This window comes from Streptomyces sp. NPDC002573, assembly GCF_042889625.1.
In the GTDB taxonomy this organism is placed as follows: domain Bacteria; phylum Actinomycetota; class Actinomycetes; order Streptomycetales; family Streptomycetaceae; genus Streptomyces; species Streptomyces gibsoniae.
In genome coordinates this window covers 61,946-76,403 of record NZ_JBIARC010000044.1, presented here as the reverse complement: position 1 = coordinate 76,403, position 14,458 = coordinate 61,946, and the positions used below count along the sequence as shown (strand labels likewise).

Below are 14,458 nucleotides of genomic sequence, written 5' to 3'. Positions count from 1 at the left end.
GAGTGCCCCTGCCACGGCTCACGGTTCGGCCTCGACGGGCAGGTTCTGCAGGGCCCGGCCACCCGGCCGCTGGAGAGCCGCGACCTGTAGACCGGCGCGCGGTCCTGGAACGATCCGCCGGCCGGGCCTCGACGCCCAAGACGCTGGTCCAGCAGCTCGTTGGTTTTCTGTCCTGTCGCACTCGGCCTGCCTCGCGCACTGATCGAGTGGGTCAGAGCGTCTGCTCGGCCCAGATGGTCTTGCCGTCCAGGGAGTAGCGGACGCCCCAGTTCTGTGCGAGTTGGGCGATGATGAACAAGCCGCGCCCGCCTTCGTCGATGGTCTTCGCGTGGCGCAACCGCGGCGCGAGAGCATTGCCGTCGTGGACCTCGCAGGTGAGGGTGCGGTCCTTGATGAGCTGCAACCGCAGCGGCGCGGTGCCGTAGCGGACGGCGTTGGTGACCAGTTCGCTGACGATCATTTCGGTGGTGTAGGCGGTTTCCTCATCCACTCCCCAATGTTTGAGCTGGAGTTGGGCGTGGGTGCGCGCTGTGGCGGCAGCTTTGGGGTGTTGTTCGAGATGCCATGTGGCGACCTGGTCGGCGGGGAATGGGTGGGTGCGGGCGAGGAGCAGGAAGATGTCGCCGTGGCGGGTGTCGTTCCGCAGGCGGTAGAGCACGTCATCGCATAGGTCCTGCAGTGGTCGGTCAGGGTGGGCCAGTACCCGTTGGAGGGTGGCCGGGGACGGGGAGGTGTGCAGGAGGGATGCGGTGTAGAAGGCGACGACGGTGCCGTCGGCGACAGGGATCGTGGTGGCGGCGAAGGGGGGTCCCTCAGCACTGCCGAGAGGGGGTCCGGCGGGCAGGTCGGGGATCTCTGTGGTCCCGTCGGGATGGGCGATGACGGGTGGGGGGTGGCCGGCAAGGGCGATGGTGCAGGTCTGGGCGAGCGGGTCGTAGACCGCGTATGCGCAGCTTCCTATGAGCGGCATGAGGTCGCCGGGCGGCAGAGCTGCGCATTCCTGGACCAGGCTTATGGCGGTGTCGTTGAGGCGTGCAAGGAGCTCGTCGGGCTCTAGGTCGAGTGCGGCCAGGGAGTGGATGGCGGTCCGTATCTGTCCCAGGGCGGTGGCTGCGTGGATGCCTTGGCTGGCGACTTCGCCGACCACCAGCGCGGTGCGGGCGCCGGGCAGGGCGAAGGTGTCGAACCCGCCACCTCCGCCCACTTCGGAGGGCACGTGCAAGTGCGCGGTCTCCACGGCGGTCTGCGTGGCAGGGCGGGAGAGCAGCACGCGGCGCTGGATTGTCAGGGCGATGGCGTGTTCGCGGGTGTAGCGGCGGGCGTTGTCGATGCACAGTGCGGTGTGAGCGGCCACTGCACTGGCGAGGGTGACGTCGCCCTTGCCGTAGGCGTCCGCCGGATCGGCGCGGTACAGGCTCAGCAGCCCCAGCACGGTTCCACGCAGTGTGAGGGGTGTTGTGATGAGGCTGTGGGCCCCGGATGCGCGGATCGCCTCGCCGCGCTGCGGGTCGGCCACCAGCCAGGGCGTGTCGGGGCCCAGGGTGACGAGGCGGGGCTTGAGGTCGGCCAGCGTCTGGGCGTAAGGCGTCGTGAAGGGTAGAGCCCGCACGTCACCCACCGGATGTGCCTGAATCTGCTCCGTGCCGCCGCTGTGGCCGAAGGCGGCTCGGCGCAGCGGCACCTCCCGTCCCAGAGGGCTCGGCGGAGGTTCCTCGCCACGTATCACCGCGTCCACCACTTCCACCACGGCGATGTCAGCGAGGCCGGGCACTACCGCCTGCACCAATTCCTGGCAGGTGGCCACCACGTCGAGGGTCTGTCCCACGTGCTCGCGCACCGAGCCGAAAACGCGCACGCGGGCGGCTACCTTTTCGCGTTCGGTGACATCGAGCATCTCCCCCAGCACGCCACAAATCCTCCCCTGCGGACTCTCCAGACGAGAGACCGAGACGGAGAACAGGTACTCCGGCCCCGGCGCGCCCTTTGGACGCACCCCCACCAGTTGTGCTCGTGCGGGCGCGCCGCTCTTCAGCACGCCGTGCAGCATCGCCTCCACCTCACCGGGTGCGGAAAGGTCGTATACGTCGGTGAGGTGTCGGCCGACGATCTGTTCAGGGGGCGCCGCGCGCAGGACCGGTCTGGTGAGGTTGATCCGCAGGATGCGCAGGTTCGTGTCCAAGATCAGCAGGCCTGTGGGGGACTGGTGGAACAGAGTTTCCAATACTGCGGCGTCCTCGACGGGCGAGATGGCTTCGTTTTGCGCCACGGCAACCCACCTCCACCATCCAGCGTGCCCCTGGCTCCCCCGCGCCGCTCATCGCCTCGAGACGTGTCGGACGTCCGCGGGTCCAGATTCGGGTCTGGGTGGCCAGCCTGCTCGGCTTGGGCCGCCATCTGAGTGTGTCGGAGGTATGTCGCGACTGATCACGTAGTGACGACGTAATGATCTTGATGGGCCTCGCGGCAGGTCAGAGCCCGTTTCAGGCCCCTCTGACCGTAGCCGTGGGGACCACCTGTGGACAGGCCGAAGCCCCGAACCGCAGCCCGGGGCCTCCGTATTGGATCAGCGCGTTGGGTCAGGCCGTCGGGTCCTCCCCGAGCCCCTTGTGGGACGACGGCAGACGGGACGACCACGGCCCCAGACGGTCTGCGAAAAGGCTTCCGCCGACGCGGGCTCTGGTCCTATCGTCTGAGCCCGTGATCACAAACGGCGTTCCGCTGCCCCCGACGGTCTATCCGCTCGCGAAGGGACGTGTGTGGGCCATGCTGGCCGGCTCTTTGGTCTTCGTCGCTCTGGGCATCGTTTTCCTGGTCGTCCATAGCACCGTGAAGATGACTGTGGCGGGGGCGCTGGCCGTGCCCTTCTTCGGGTTCTGCTCGGTGATCATCGCCCAGCGCCTGCTCCGCGACCGACCGGAACTGGTGCTTACCGACGCGGGAGTGGACCACGTGCGGCTGGGCCGGTTCGGCTGGGACGAGATAGCCGCCGTGCAGATACGCGAGCAGCGGGTACGTAACACCTCGCAGCGGTTCATTGAGCTGGTGCTGCACGACCCGGACGCCTATCTGGCTCGAGCACCCAAGGTCGTCCGCAGCACCACGTCCATGAACGCACGACTCGGCTTTGGTCCGGCCAACATGGCCACAAACACCTTGCCAGTGCCGCCCGAGGCGGTCCTGGAGTCGATGCGGCGCCACCGCCCCGGACTCGCAGTACAGCACTGAGCGGAGACGCGTAATCGCCGCGCGACCGGCGGCGGTGCCACCCCTTGCGAACGTCTCGGCAGCCTCGAACCACACTTGCTCCCACTGAGCCCGCTGTCGCGGTCAGACCGCCCCCATCCGGGATACCGAAACCGGGATACACCCACCAGCGAGATCACCGTCACCCTCGGTCACACCTCCTCGGAATGCGATCGATCCTTGCCCGGGGGAAGCCATAGCCATGGCCGTGCGTTGCGTGATCGTGGAGGCGCCCTGCGGATCTGGCGGTCGCCGGGTACGTGCCGGTTACAGGATCTTGGGCACGGCGTACTCGCTGCGCGATTTGGCGGTGTTTCTGCGATACGCGGGGCTGGTGGGTTGGGACGAGTTGGACGTGGCCGAATCGGACATCATCGAATGGCACGGCGGTGGTCCGAAAGTTTGGCCGCGCCGGGTTTGTCCAGACGGTTGGGTAGGTCCGGGCGGGCCCCCCTCGCTGACGTAGGGGGCGAGGCGGGCCTACTGGGAGCCGACCCGCTGCTGGATGGCGCCATCTCTGCGAGGCCGCTGAGCAGGCCGTCGCTCAGCGCCGCCTCTGCCTATGCGTCCTGACGCCCTCCGCGCCGAGACCCGAGCGACGGGCGTGTGGTCCCTTCGGGCGGATCCTCTGCATGGTCATCGTGCCTGTAACAGAGGGGATTGGCTGGTCTGGGCAGGATGTCCGGCATGGTTCCTCGGGTGTACGTGTTCGTGGGTTGTCCCTGGGCTGGGGAGGCCCAGCAGATCACGAACGAGGGGGAACCCGACGACGTCCTCGTCCGTCAACGCCCAGCCGGCCAGGGCGCCGTGGACACGTTCGTGCGCGAGAGCGTCAACCGCATCATGTTGGTTGCTCGCTACCGGTGGGTGGCAGAGGGCGCCGCAGTGATGTACTCGGAGGCGTCCGGACCTCCGGCGGCGTCCGACAGGGGGCGCAGCCGGTGAGCATCGACAGAACTCCGGAGAGTGGGGGCGAGAACGGGACTCTGCGTGATCTGTGCGACGTCTGCGGGGAGGTGGTCTTGGGTCGCACGTTTTATGCGCTGGTCCCGGATTCATCCGCGGTTCATCCCGTTGATCCGAGACTGGACGGGACCCGTCTCCTGGTCGGGTGCTCGCGCGGACACCTGGCGGCGTTGGTCGACCAATACGAGGACCAGACATTCATGCCTGCCGAGCTGTGGGCAGGAAAGATCGCTCGAACGCTGCGGCAGCACCCCAAGGGGATCAGCGAGGCAGACCTGGCCCGTGAGACCGGCCTGACACGTGATCAGGTCAGGCTCGGCGTGATATGGCAGAACACTCAGGCTCAGTGCTGGCTCGAGCAACGCCGGCGGGATGAGGACGACGGACCGGATACCCGACAGTAGAGACAGCTACGCACGTCACAGACAGCCTCACCCGGCACCCTTGGGTGATCGAACACAGGTTCGTGACGTGCCGCAGTGCATCCGGTCGCATAACCCGGGCGAAGAATGCACGATGGGCCGTCACCGGGGGCCGTCCTCGGCTCGCACCGTCTGAGATGCGTCCACGACCGCCGCCACCATCACCGCGTGGCCGCGCCCACCTCCGCGTAGCTGTACGAAGCAGCTATGAACGCGATGTCGCCATCCTCGTTCAGAGACCCGCACCCAGCCTGAAGGGAGGCCATGTGCCGCGCCGATCGGTCACTGCTCGGCTTGGCGCTTGAGCCTTCGCGAGAGTTGCGCGAGCTTGAACGAGACGGAAATTGAGACGGTCGGCTAGCACCGTGACGGCGGTTTCCGTGCTGGGACAGCAGGCTGCGAGGGGCTGCTGGTATGTGGCACGGTGGAGGCCATCAGGCTCTGCGGGCCGCGGCTGATTACTGACACGAAAAGTCAGAGTGTGTGAGGTCAGACCGCTGAGATGGGTTCGAAGCGGAGGGTCAGGCCGAGGCTGTTGGCTTCCTTGACCATGCGGCGCATGGCGCGTTCGGGGTTGCGCTTGGTGAAGTAGTCGGCGCCCGGTTCGCGGTAGGGGACCTGGTCGTGGAGCACGTGCCAGATCGCGATGGCGAGCTTGTGCATGACGGCGACCAGGGCGCGTTTCGCGCCGCGGCGGGAGGCGATGCGGCGGTAGAACACGGCGAGGTAGGAGTTCTTGTTGCGGACTGCTGCCATGGCGGCGACCCCGAGCAGTCGCTTGAGGTTGGTGTTGCCGTGCCGGGTGCGCCCGGAGCGGTTCACGCCGGCGGACTCGCTCTGCCCGGGGCAGACTCCGATCCAGGAGGCGAGGTGGTGGGCGGTGGCGAACTGGGCCATGTCCCCGCCGGTCTCGGCGATGACGATCTCGGCCGCGAAGCGGCTGATGCCGGGGATGGTGTCCAGCAGGTCGAGGTCGCGCTCTTGGGCGGCCAGCAGTTCGGCGATCCGAACGTCGAACATCGCGACCGACGCATTGAGGTGGTCGATCTGGTCGAGGTAGTGGCGGACCATAAACGCGTGGTGGGGCGTGAAGTCCCCGTCCAGGGCCTCGACCAGTTGTGGGATCTCGGCACGGGCCTGGCGGACGGCGCTCCCTCACGAAGCCAACGAACGGCTAGGCCGAGTGATCAGCACCTTGGGCCGCTCGCTGGGCAAGACCGCCCCCCTCTGAGCATGTAGGGCTGGGCCGTCCCTGGACCGTGCGAGGTCGCTCGAGGCCGACCAACAGCGACCGACAGTGACAGACGAGCCACCGCCGCCGGACAGGGACCTGCACCAAGGGTGCAAGCAACCAGGAAGACCGAAGGGGGCCACCACCTCGATGCCAACACCTCTGGAGGGGCGCACACTTGGTGGAACGTTTGTTCCCCAAGGTTTCCGGGTGCATTAATGTCGCCTCCGCATGGGGCCATGGTGACCGAGGGCTCGGGCACTTGGCGACAGCCGGGCTTCAACCACCGGGTGTGCACAGAACTTTCGGCGGCCGGTCGTCGGCCGGATGTCACCCATGCCCCACTGCGAAGGAGGAATGGGTGGTCCAACGCACCCTGAGGAGCGGATGCATCGCGGTCGCCGCGACGTTCGCCCTCGCTTCGGGGGTCCTGCCGCTGACCGCGGCGACGGCCTCGGCCGACACCCCCACGGAGACGGTCATACCGGCCGCTCTGCTGAACAACCCGCCCAACGACATCGTCGTCTTCGCCGGCACGGGCGGATTCCTGCACGAGTCCGGCAGCCAGTCCACTTTCGTCTGGACGAAGTACGCGGGTGGGCCGGACATCCCGCTGCCCGGGCTCAGGACCAACCCGATACCCGGGTACACCGGCGCGGGTTCCGATGTCGTGGCGACTCCGGCGGTCGACGGGTACCACCTGCACGACATGGACTCCGGAACGACCACCACCATCACCCCTGGCGCCGACCAGAGCTACCTGGGGACCTTCGGCTCGCGCGTGCTGACAGTCACCAAAGCCACGGACGGAACGGTGACGGGCTTTCATGTGCTCGGCATGGCGGACGGGCAGCAGACCGACACACCGGTCACCGGCTGGCCCGCGGGCGCCACACCGCAGCCCACGGTTCTCGCCGGGGACGCCGACTCGGTGGTAATCCCCTACAGAGACAGCACCAACGGCACCCCTGAAGGTCGGTTGGCGCTGGTGGACCTGGCGACCGGTGCGGTGACGCCGGTGCTGGGACCGCTGGCCCCATCCGCTCACGTCGTACTGTCTGCCAAGTACGTTGCCTGGTACTCGTCATACGGAGCCGACGGGAAGGCATCGGCGGGACAGGTCCACGTCGTGTCGCGCTCCGCCCCCACTGGCCCGGAGAACACCATCCCGGTCCCGGCAGCGCCGCTGGGCAGCGGGTACACCAGCACCCTGCGCTACCTGGCCATCGCGGGCGACTCCCTGCTGATCACCCACTCGGTGTCGCACGGCGGTCCGCTCACCGCGGACGACACACTCGGTTACCCGCTCTACGCGATGCCGTTGTCCGGCTCCGCCACCGTGACCCCGCTCCTGGACCACGTCAACTTCAATACTCTGAGGCAACAGCCGAACGGGGCAGTGGTTGTGGGCGGCTCGTCGGTCACCGACTGGGCGGCCCGCCTGTTCACCGCCGGACCGGACGGCACTCCGACGGGGACCGCCGTGGACTCCGACCCTCCCGTGCCCGCTTCCCTCGACGGTCTGGCCTTCGGCGGCGGGAGGCTGTACACCGTGCGGAGAGAATCGAGCGGTCAGGACTACGTCTACGACCGGACCGTGCAGCTCGGTTCCCCGCCCACCTACGGTCCCGAGCAGGGCTTCGGCCAGCCCTTCGCGCCCACCCACTGCGACGCCGCGGCCACCTGCAACCCGCCCATCGCCACCGGCGACGGCAACATCTCGCAGCTGTGGCGCAACGCCAACGCTCAGGGCGACGCTGTCACCGTGCAGACCCCCAACAGCAGCGCGGACCTGGTCACACCCGGCGCCACCGGCGGCACCCTCGTCGACGCAGAGGGCCGCTACGTGGTCTACAACGGCGGCTCGACGAACAAGCAGTACATCGGTGACGCGGACGCGGGCGGCAACAGCCACGTCCTCTTCAACCGCCCCGTCACCGCCGCCGCGCTGTCGGGCTCCACGGTGTGGGTTCCCGGGTCCACCACGGGGACACTGACCCAGGTCGACCTCACCACCCAGCGCACCGTTCAGACCGTGGCGACGGGCGCGCGGTGCGTGCCCGGCGAGCTGCAGGCAGCCGCCCAGCACTGGGTGTACTGGTCGTGCGGAGAACTGGGCCCGGCGGGCGTGTGGGACCTGGCCACCGGCAAGGACGTACCCGTGCCCGCCGGTCTCGCCCAGCTCGGCGACGGATTCGTCGTCGAGCACGACACAACGGCGGGCAAGCTGACGCTCACCGACGTACACACCGACATCGCCACCACCACCGACCTGGCCGACCTGCTCGGCGGACCGGTCGCCGACGACCGCAGGGTCACCTGGGCCGTCGACAAGTACCAGGGCGGCATCGCCTACGTGGACAGCGGGAAGAACATCCACCTCGTCGACCCGCACATCCCCGCCTCGACCCCCGCCCCCGCCGCAGGCGCCTTCATATACCCCGGACAGTACCTGTCCCCCGGACACAGCCTGAGCAGCTCCACGATGACGCTGACCATGCAGACGGACGGCAACCTCGTGGCGTACCTGAAGACCGGCAAGGACACCGGCCAGGCCGTCTGGTCAAGCCGGACGGGCGGCAACCCCGGTGCGTACGCGGTAATGCAGACGGACGGCAACCTGGTCGTCTACAAGAGCACCGGCGGCCCCGGCACGGGTGGCGTCCTGTGGTCCAGCCGGACGAACGGCAACCAGGGTGCATACGCCACCGTGCAGGACGACGGCAACGTCGTCGTCTACGAGAAGGCGAGCACCTCGCCCCTGTGGGCGAGCGGCACCTACGCCCGGCCGCAGACCACCTACTCCGGCACCACCCTCAAGCCCGGATGGTGGACGCAGGGCACCTACACCCGCCTGGTCATGCAGACGGACGGCAACCTGGCGATGTACCGCCGACGTGACGGGGCGGCCATCTGGTCGAGCCGGACCTACGGCCACCCGGGCGCGTACGCGGTGATGCAGACGGACGGCAACTTCGTCGTCTACAAGAGCACCGGCGGACCCGGCAAGGGCGGCGCCCTGTGGTCCACCGGCACGTACCGCAACTCCGGCGCGTACGCGGTGATGCAGAACGACGGAAACCTGGTCGTCTACAAGACGATCGGCGGCACCGGCAAGGGGGGCGCCCTCTGGGCCAGCGGCACCACAAAGACAGCACGGTGACCACGACCTGACCCACGCCGCATTCAAGGACGGGGCCGCGGGAAACCCCGGCCCCGTCCGCGTTCGCAAGCGGACGCGCACGCGCCGAGATTCGTGCCGGACAGACGCGAAACCCCAGTCAGGGCCAGCCACGGAGCGTGCTGGCAGATCCTGGCTTCGACCGTGCGGTGGCCGGCGCGCCCGTGACTCTCGTGGCGTACGGCACCGGACAGTCGACCAGAGCTCGTGCTGCAGGCCTGCGAGTGAACTCCGAGTGGGTCTGAACCCAAGCCGAGCCGGAACGGCGGGCGAGCGAAGGCGCCGCCCGGCCATAACGACCGAGCGGGGAAACGTGCGGAGCCCCCAGCAGATCAGCCGGGGATCCCACGCTTCAGCCGCGCTGCGAGCTCCTCACGAATCTCTGCCGCAAGGGCTCCGCCCGGGCCTCAGGCGACGACCAGCTCCGCGGCCTCCGGCCAGTCGGCGGCAACTACTTGGACGTGGGCGTGTTCTTCTCCGTGGGCGGCAACTGGACGGGCTCGGGCTGGTCGTCGTACCAGGCGTATGACCACTCGGTACGGACCCTCATCTTGGAGGCCCATGGGAACACCTGACTGGCCAGGGCTTGCACGGCGCTGGTGAATGCCGCCGCGGCCGCCTTCATGCGTTCGCCGCGGATGTTCACGCGCAGGCCGACAGGCACGTGGAACTCGAACGTGAGCCGTAGGACTCGAGGCGACTCTTGATCTGCCACCGGTACCCCCCTTAGATCGGCAACAGCCCCCATTGTGTTGGACATCTCTGGGAGTTGGGAAGTTCTCGGCGAGATTAGAAGTTCTCAGCGAGAGTGGAGCGGCGATCTGTGGCAGCTCGTCCATATATGACAGGATCGATGGGGCTCATCCAAGCTCAACCAGTCGCGGGCTAGTTCCAGAGGCCGCGACTGGGGAATGACGATGAGTTGCGGCTGGGGGTCGGCCGCCATCACGTGCGCCCACGCCTTCTCCCACGCTGCTTCGCCGGCGAACTGCTCCTGAGCCTCGCGTCAGTGCATGATCTTGACGGTCTTCCCGAACCCGCGTGCGGAGACCACGTGAGACATCCCCATCACGTCGGCTTCTCCAGCTGCTGGACGAGGCGCTCGCTACTACAAGGGCTCAAGGCAGTCCCCTTGCTACCGCCAAGGTTCTTATGTACGACTCTGTTGCCGTCATCCTCTACCGTCAGGATCCACAAAGCACCGGCACTGCTGTTGTTAAAGCTGAGCGACAGGGCCGACCAGGTGGTCCAGCCCATTGCCAGGTAGAAGACCTGCCCTCCCCCACCGGCAGGTATTGGCTGGGCAAGCGATCGAGCGAGCCTCGGGTCAACCTGGCCCGATCATGCGGTCTCGAAGAAGTCTTCGTCAGTCTCCACTACTCGAAAAGTCTGCCGCTCCTGTACCCCGATTCCATGGGTGATCATGAGCCGTCCGAGACGTGGACCATCGATGAGGATGACGCGTGGGGTGATGGACCGGGCGAAGGCGACGGCGTCTGGCGTGAACCGACTGGTGGTGATGAAGACGCCGCCAGCCGCACCGGCGTGGTGTAGCGCGCCTAGGAACGCCTGCACGTCCGGCCTGCCGATGGCGTTGTCTACCTTGTACCGTTTGGCCTGAATATAGATGCGGCCGATACCAAGGGGGTCCTGATTGATGACTCCGTCGAACCCGCCGTCCCCGGGACCGCCGAGGTGGACGGCTGCCTCGTCGCTGCCGCCATAGCCCATGGCGACTAGCAGGCGCAGGACCGCCTTCTCCAGGAACTCAGGCGGGGCGGCGTGAAGACGCTGCACCAGTTCGGTGGCGACGTCGGCATCAAGCTGTTCGACTGCGGCGCTGATCTGCTCGAAAGGTGTTTGATCACTGGTGTCATCGGCGCCGGTGGGGCCGTCGGCCTGCGCCCCTACGGATCCTTTGGATCGTGCCTGGAAAGCACGGAACTCTTCAAACTGCCGCAGTACATCTAGGCCGAACCCATGCGGATGCACCTGGGCCAACTTGAGTCCCCGTTCCGTGATCTCGAACAGACCACGGCGGGGCTTCCGTACGGCCTCGGCGTGGAACAGGTAGCTCAACGCCCACGTCACGCGATTGTCGAGGCGCCGCTGTCCGCTAGGTATGACCTGGTTGCGCTGCTCGGAGGTCAGCCCGAGCCGGTCGGAGACCTCAGCGATGATGTCGCGCGTCTGCATCGTCTCCCCGGCCGCCAGGACGGCTAGAGCGGGGGCGAAGAAATCATGAAATTTCGGCAGATCGTCCACAGTGGCGTCCGTTGGGGTGTCGCTCACTCAAATCCTCCAAGTTGATCCTTGGCCCACCACAGGAACGCGGCGCGAATCCACGCGCGCACGCAGGATGCGTCCGCAATCGGGTCTACGTCGACCACAGGCCCTGCCCGCGGCACCCTAGCGCGGGTGGCGATTGGGGTCGGAGCCGAACCGGCGATCTTCTGCTTTTCATGCGCGTCGACCGCTCGGGACGGACAGTGGTCCGAACTGACAACGACCCAGATTGGCGGCCGCTGACGTCCGGGAAGCAGTCGTGGACATGACGCATCATGGCGCAATGACCGTCGTGGTCCGGGAAAGCGGCCTGAAGGGCTGCACTGCAAGGGCACATTTCCGCTCACTCATCGGACGGGGCCCTGGGCCGTCTACGCGTGCTCTGCAGAGGCCCCTTTAGGGAATTGGCGGCGCCGAGCCACATAACGTCAGGGAGCCTTCCGGGTCGCCCGCTCGTATAGCGCCGTATAACGCCGCAGCGCCTCGTCAGCGAGCTCTTTGTCCAAGCGCCCCGCCAAGATCCGCTCGCGGGTTGCACTTGCGGGGAGTTTGCGCGCCTTGAGGCGCTTGACCTTCTCCTCGGCATCCGCGAGCGGGGGTTCAGCCAAGGCAAGCGCGGGCCGGCGGCTGGAGGCCTCGTCGATCTTCCGCTCGAGCCGAGCGGTTGCGGAGTAGAGCTGGTCGAACCTGCGGCAGCGTTCGCACACGAGGCCGCCAGATCTCTGGAGCCGGAAGAGGAACTGGTGGCAGGTCCTGCACGGGGACGAGAGCGCGAAGAGTGCCAGCGGGACTCTGCTGCCGGATTCCGGAACTTGTCCGCCCGTTTGACGGACATGGTGGACCTTGTTGTGCATCGGCACGGACTGCTCCTTAGTAGTCGGCTCCGGAAGTCCTTCGGGGGTTGACTCGGGTATCCCGGCGACGGTCACCGGTTCCGTGGGCAGGCCAGCACGGATTCGACGGCGTCGCTGCCCCCGACACCGAGCCAACGCCACTTGCGCTGGGTGAAGCCACTCATCCCCGAGGGCCCCTGGCATCTCCCGGCGTTCGCACGGCCGTGTCGGACGCTCTCGTTCTGCGGCTTTCGCCGCTTGCCGGGCGGCGACCGGGTCCGTCATGTCGCACACCCGGCAGGGTATCCGCGCAGTCTGACAATCCATATGGTCTCGTACGTATCGTGACCTTGGACGATGAGTGGTTCGGGACCACCGGCCGAGGCCGTGGGACAGGGTTGTTCTCGTGCCGTTCCTGGAGGGCCCGGGTCAGGAAGCCGAACCGTCGAGGCCGAGGCGGATCACGGCGAGTGCCTCGGCGATCTCGGCGGTCATCTCGTCGTCGGGGCCGAACACCATGCACATGTCCTCGTGGAGCGGCTCGAGGACCTGCCGGGCTTCGGCAGCCCGGCCCTGGGCGAGCAGCAGCATTCCGATGTTGTGCCGTAGCTCCACGGCTTCCTCGCTGACGTCGCTGTCGACGGCCCGTACTACGTTCAGCACCCCCTGGAGCGCGGCGAGCGCGTCGGTGACCTGGCCGAGTTCGGCGCGGCACCGGGCCGCTTGGGCGCGGCAGGCTCGGGCTTGCTCGCCGGTGGGTCCGGCGATGCGGGCGTACGCGTCGGCGAGGGCGTCGAACTCGGGCAGGGCGGACCGGTAGTCGCCGCCGAGGAGGCGGATTGCTGCGCGCTGGCGGCGCAGCGCCAGGACCGGCTTGCTCTCGGAGCCGAGGGCGAGGGCCGCGGGTTCGATGACCTCGCCGAGCACCTCGGCGGCCTGCGCGAATCGCTCCTCCTCCAGCAGGGCGTCGGAGTGGGCGTACGCCTCCTTGATGTCCTCGCGCAGCCGGTCGGGGACAGGCACCGGCTGGGCCCCCGGGAGGACGGCTGCTGGCATCGAACCACCGGGTATGGGGGTCTGGGCGCGGGCGCGGGGCGCGAAAGGGTGACGGAACACTCCCGTCGGGTCGGGCGCGCCGGCCGGCCCGACATCGATCGGGCCGGGTTCCCCGCCCGGCGGCGGGAGGAACGGCAGCAGCCGTGCGTACACCTCCTGCGTGTCGGCAGGCCGCGCCTCGGGTGCCTTACGAAGCAGGTGCAGGACCAGCTCCTCCAGCGCCTGGGGGACGTCGGGCCGCAGCTGTCGCAGCGGGGTGGGGGCGGCGTTGACGTGCTGGTACATCAGCCGGTACTCGCTCTCCGCCTCGAACACGAGGCGCCCGCTGAGGAGTTCGTGCAGCACACAGCCCAGCGCGTACAGGTCGGTCTGCGGGGTGATGCGTCCGCCGCGGACCTGCTCCGGCGACATGTACTGGTGGGTGCCGATAGGGCTGCCGGTGGCGGTCAGCTTGGTGACGTCGGTGCGCAGAATCGCAGCGATGCCGAAGTCGAGGACCTTCACGGTGCCGTCGCGTGCGACGAGGATGTTGCCCGGCTTGAGGTCCCGGTGGATCACCGGCACGTCGTGCGCGTACGACAGCACGGTCGCGACCTGCGCGGCGACTGCGGCCGCCCAGCTGACCGGCAGCGGCCGGCCGGGGTCGAGGTAGGAGGACAGCGGTACGCCGTCGACGAGCTCCATCACCAGGAACAGCCGCTCGTACGACTCATCGAGCACCGCGTCGTACACCTGCGGTACGCCGGGGTGCTGGATACGCGCGGTGATGCGGGCCTCGCGACGGAACCGCTTGGCGAACTCCTCGGCCAGCTGAGGGGAGGTGACCGACGCCTGCCGGATGAGCTTCACGGCGACGGGCCGGTCGAGCACGGCGTCGTAACCGCGCCACACGTCACCCATGCCGCCGTGGCTGAGCTCCTCCAGGAGTTCGTAACGGTCGGAGATCGCCTCCTGCGGCACCTTGCCCCCGGTGTGCGTGAAGAACAGTCACGGTCAGGGGCCAAGTGTGACCGCTGCGTCGATCCGCCGTCCAGATGTCGTCGGGCGCGGCGGTAGACGACGTGCAGGAGGGTGTGGCGGCGGGTCGGTCTCCCGCCGGCAGGTCATACTCCGGCCAGACCGTCTTGCCGGGGCCGTCCTGGCGCAGGTGCCAGTCCTAGCGGTCGGCGAGGTGCTTCACCAGGAGCAGGCCGCGGTCGGTGTCGCGGAGGTGCGTGGGCGTCGTCACGGCCGGTACGTC

At 67.9% G+C, this 14,458-nt stretch carries 10 protein-coding genes; 4 read left to right on the top strand and 6 right to left on the bottom strand.

The window, feature by feature from the left end:
• A partial coding sequence (locus tag ACFYX0_RS32320) for a Rieske 2Fe-2S domain-containing protein (protein ID WP_388975565.1) occupies positions 1–90 on the top strand: 90 nt, incomplete at its 5' end.
• 121 nt (positions 91–211) lie between these two features.
• Here the strand turns inward: ACFYX0_RS32320 and ACFYX0_RS32315 are convergent.
• Entirely contained in the window at positions 212–2,266 is a 2,055-nt protein-coding gene (locus ACFYX0_RS32315; protein WP_388975562.1) for a SpoIIE family protein phosphatase, read from the bottom strand.
• Positions 2,267–2,697: 431 nt separating this feature from the next.
• Between ACFYX0_RS32315 and ACFYX0_RS32310 the strand changes: the two genes are divergently transcribed.
• Both ACFYX0_RS32310 and ACFYX0_RS32305 read left to right on the top strand, forming a co-directional pair.
• Positions 2,698–3,225 (top strand): STM3941 family protein, encoded by a 528-nt coding sequence (locus ACFYX0_RS32310; protein ID WP_388975560.1) that lies wholly within the window; start codon positions 2,698–2,700, stop codon positions 3,223–3,225.
• 959 nt (positions 3,226–4,184) lie between these two features.
• Positions 4,185–4,613 carry a hypothetical protein gene (locus tag ACFYX0_RS32305; RefSeq protein ID WP_388975558.1) on the top strand — a complete coding sequence of 143 codons (429 nt, stop codon included), beginning with the start codon at positions 4,185–4,187 and terminating at the stop codon, positions 4,611–4,613.
• 507 nt (positions 4,614–5,120) lie between these two features.
• On the opposite strand, the gene ACFYX0_RS32300 is transcribed toward ACFYX0_RS32305, so the two are convergent.
• Complete coding sequence (locus ACFYX0_RS32300) at positions 5,121–5,702, bottom strand: transposase (protein ID WP_388975556.1); 582 nt, start codon at positions 5,700–5,702, stop codon at positions 5,121–5,123.
• Between the two features lie 521 nt (positions 5,703–6,223).
• Between ACFYX0_RS32300 and ACFYX0_RS32295 the strand changes: the two genes are divergently transcribed.
• Positions 6,224–9,025 carry a hypothetical protein gene (locus ACFYX0_RS32295; RefSeq protein WP_388975554.1) on the top strand — a complete coding sequence of 934 codons (2,802 nt, stop codon included), beginning with the start codon at positions 6,224–6,226 and terminating at the stop codon, positions 9,023–9,025.
• 469 nt (positions 9,026–9,494) lie between these two features.
• Here ACFYX0_RS32295 and ACFYX0_RS32290 read toward each other — a convergent pair whose 3' ends face one another.
• The 4 genes from ACFYX0_RS32290 to ACFYX0_RS32275 all read right to left on the bottom strand — a co-directional run bounded on the left by ACFYX0_RS32290 (position 9,495) and on the right by ACFYX0_RS32275 (position 14,178).
• Entirely contained in the window at positions 9,495–9,758 is a 264-nt protein-coding gene (locus tag ACFYX0_RS32290; RefSeq protein ID WP_388975552.1) for a hypothetical protein, read from the bottom strand.
• 626 nt (positions 9,759–10,384) lie between these two features.
• On the bottom strand, positions 10,385–11,335 hold the full coding sequence (locus ACFYX0_RS32285) for a restriction endonuclease (RefSeq protein WP_388975549.1): 951 nt from the start codon (positions 11,333–11,335) through the stop codon (positions 10,385–10,387).
• Between the two features lie 422 nt (positions 11,336–11,757).
• Positions 11,758–12,189, bottom strand: coding sequence for a hypothetical protein (locus ACFYX0_RS32280; protein WP_388975547.1), 432 nt, complete (start codon positions 12,187–12,189; stop codon positions 11,758–11,760).
• 402 nt (positions 12,190–12,591) lie between these two features.
• A complete protein-coding gene (locus ACFYX0_RS32275) occupies positions 12,592–14,178 on the bottom strand; it encodes a serine/threonine-protein kinase (protein WP_388975544.1) in 1,587 nt (528 codons plus the stop codon).
• Positions 14,179–14,458 lie beyond the last annotated feature (280 nt).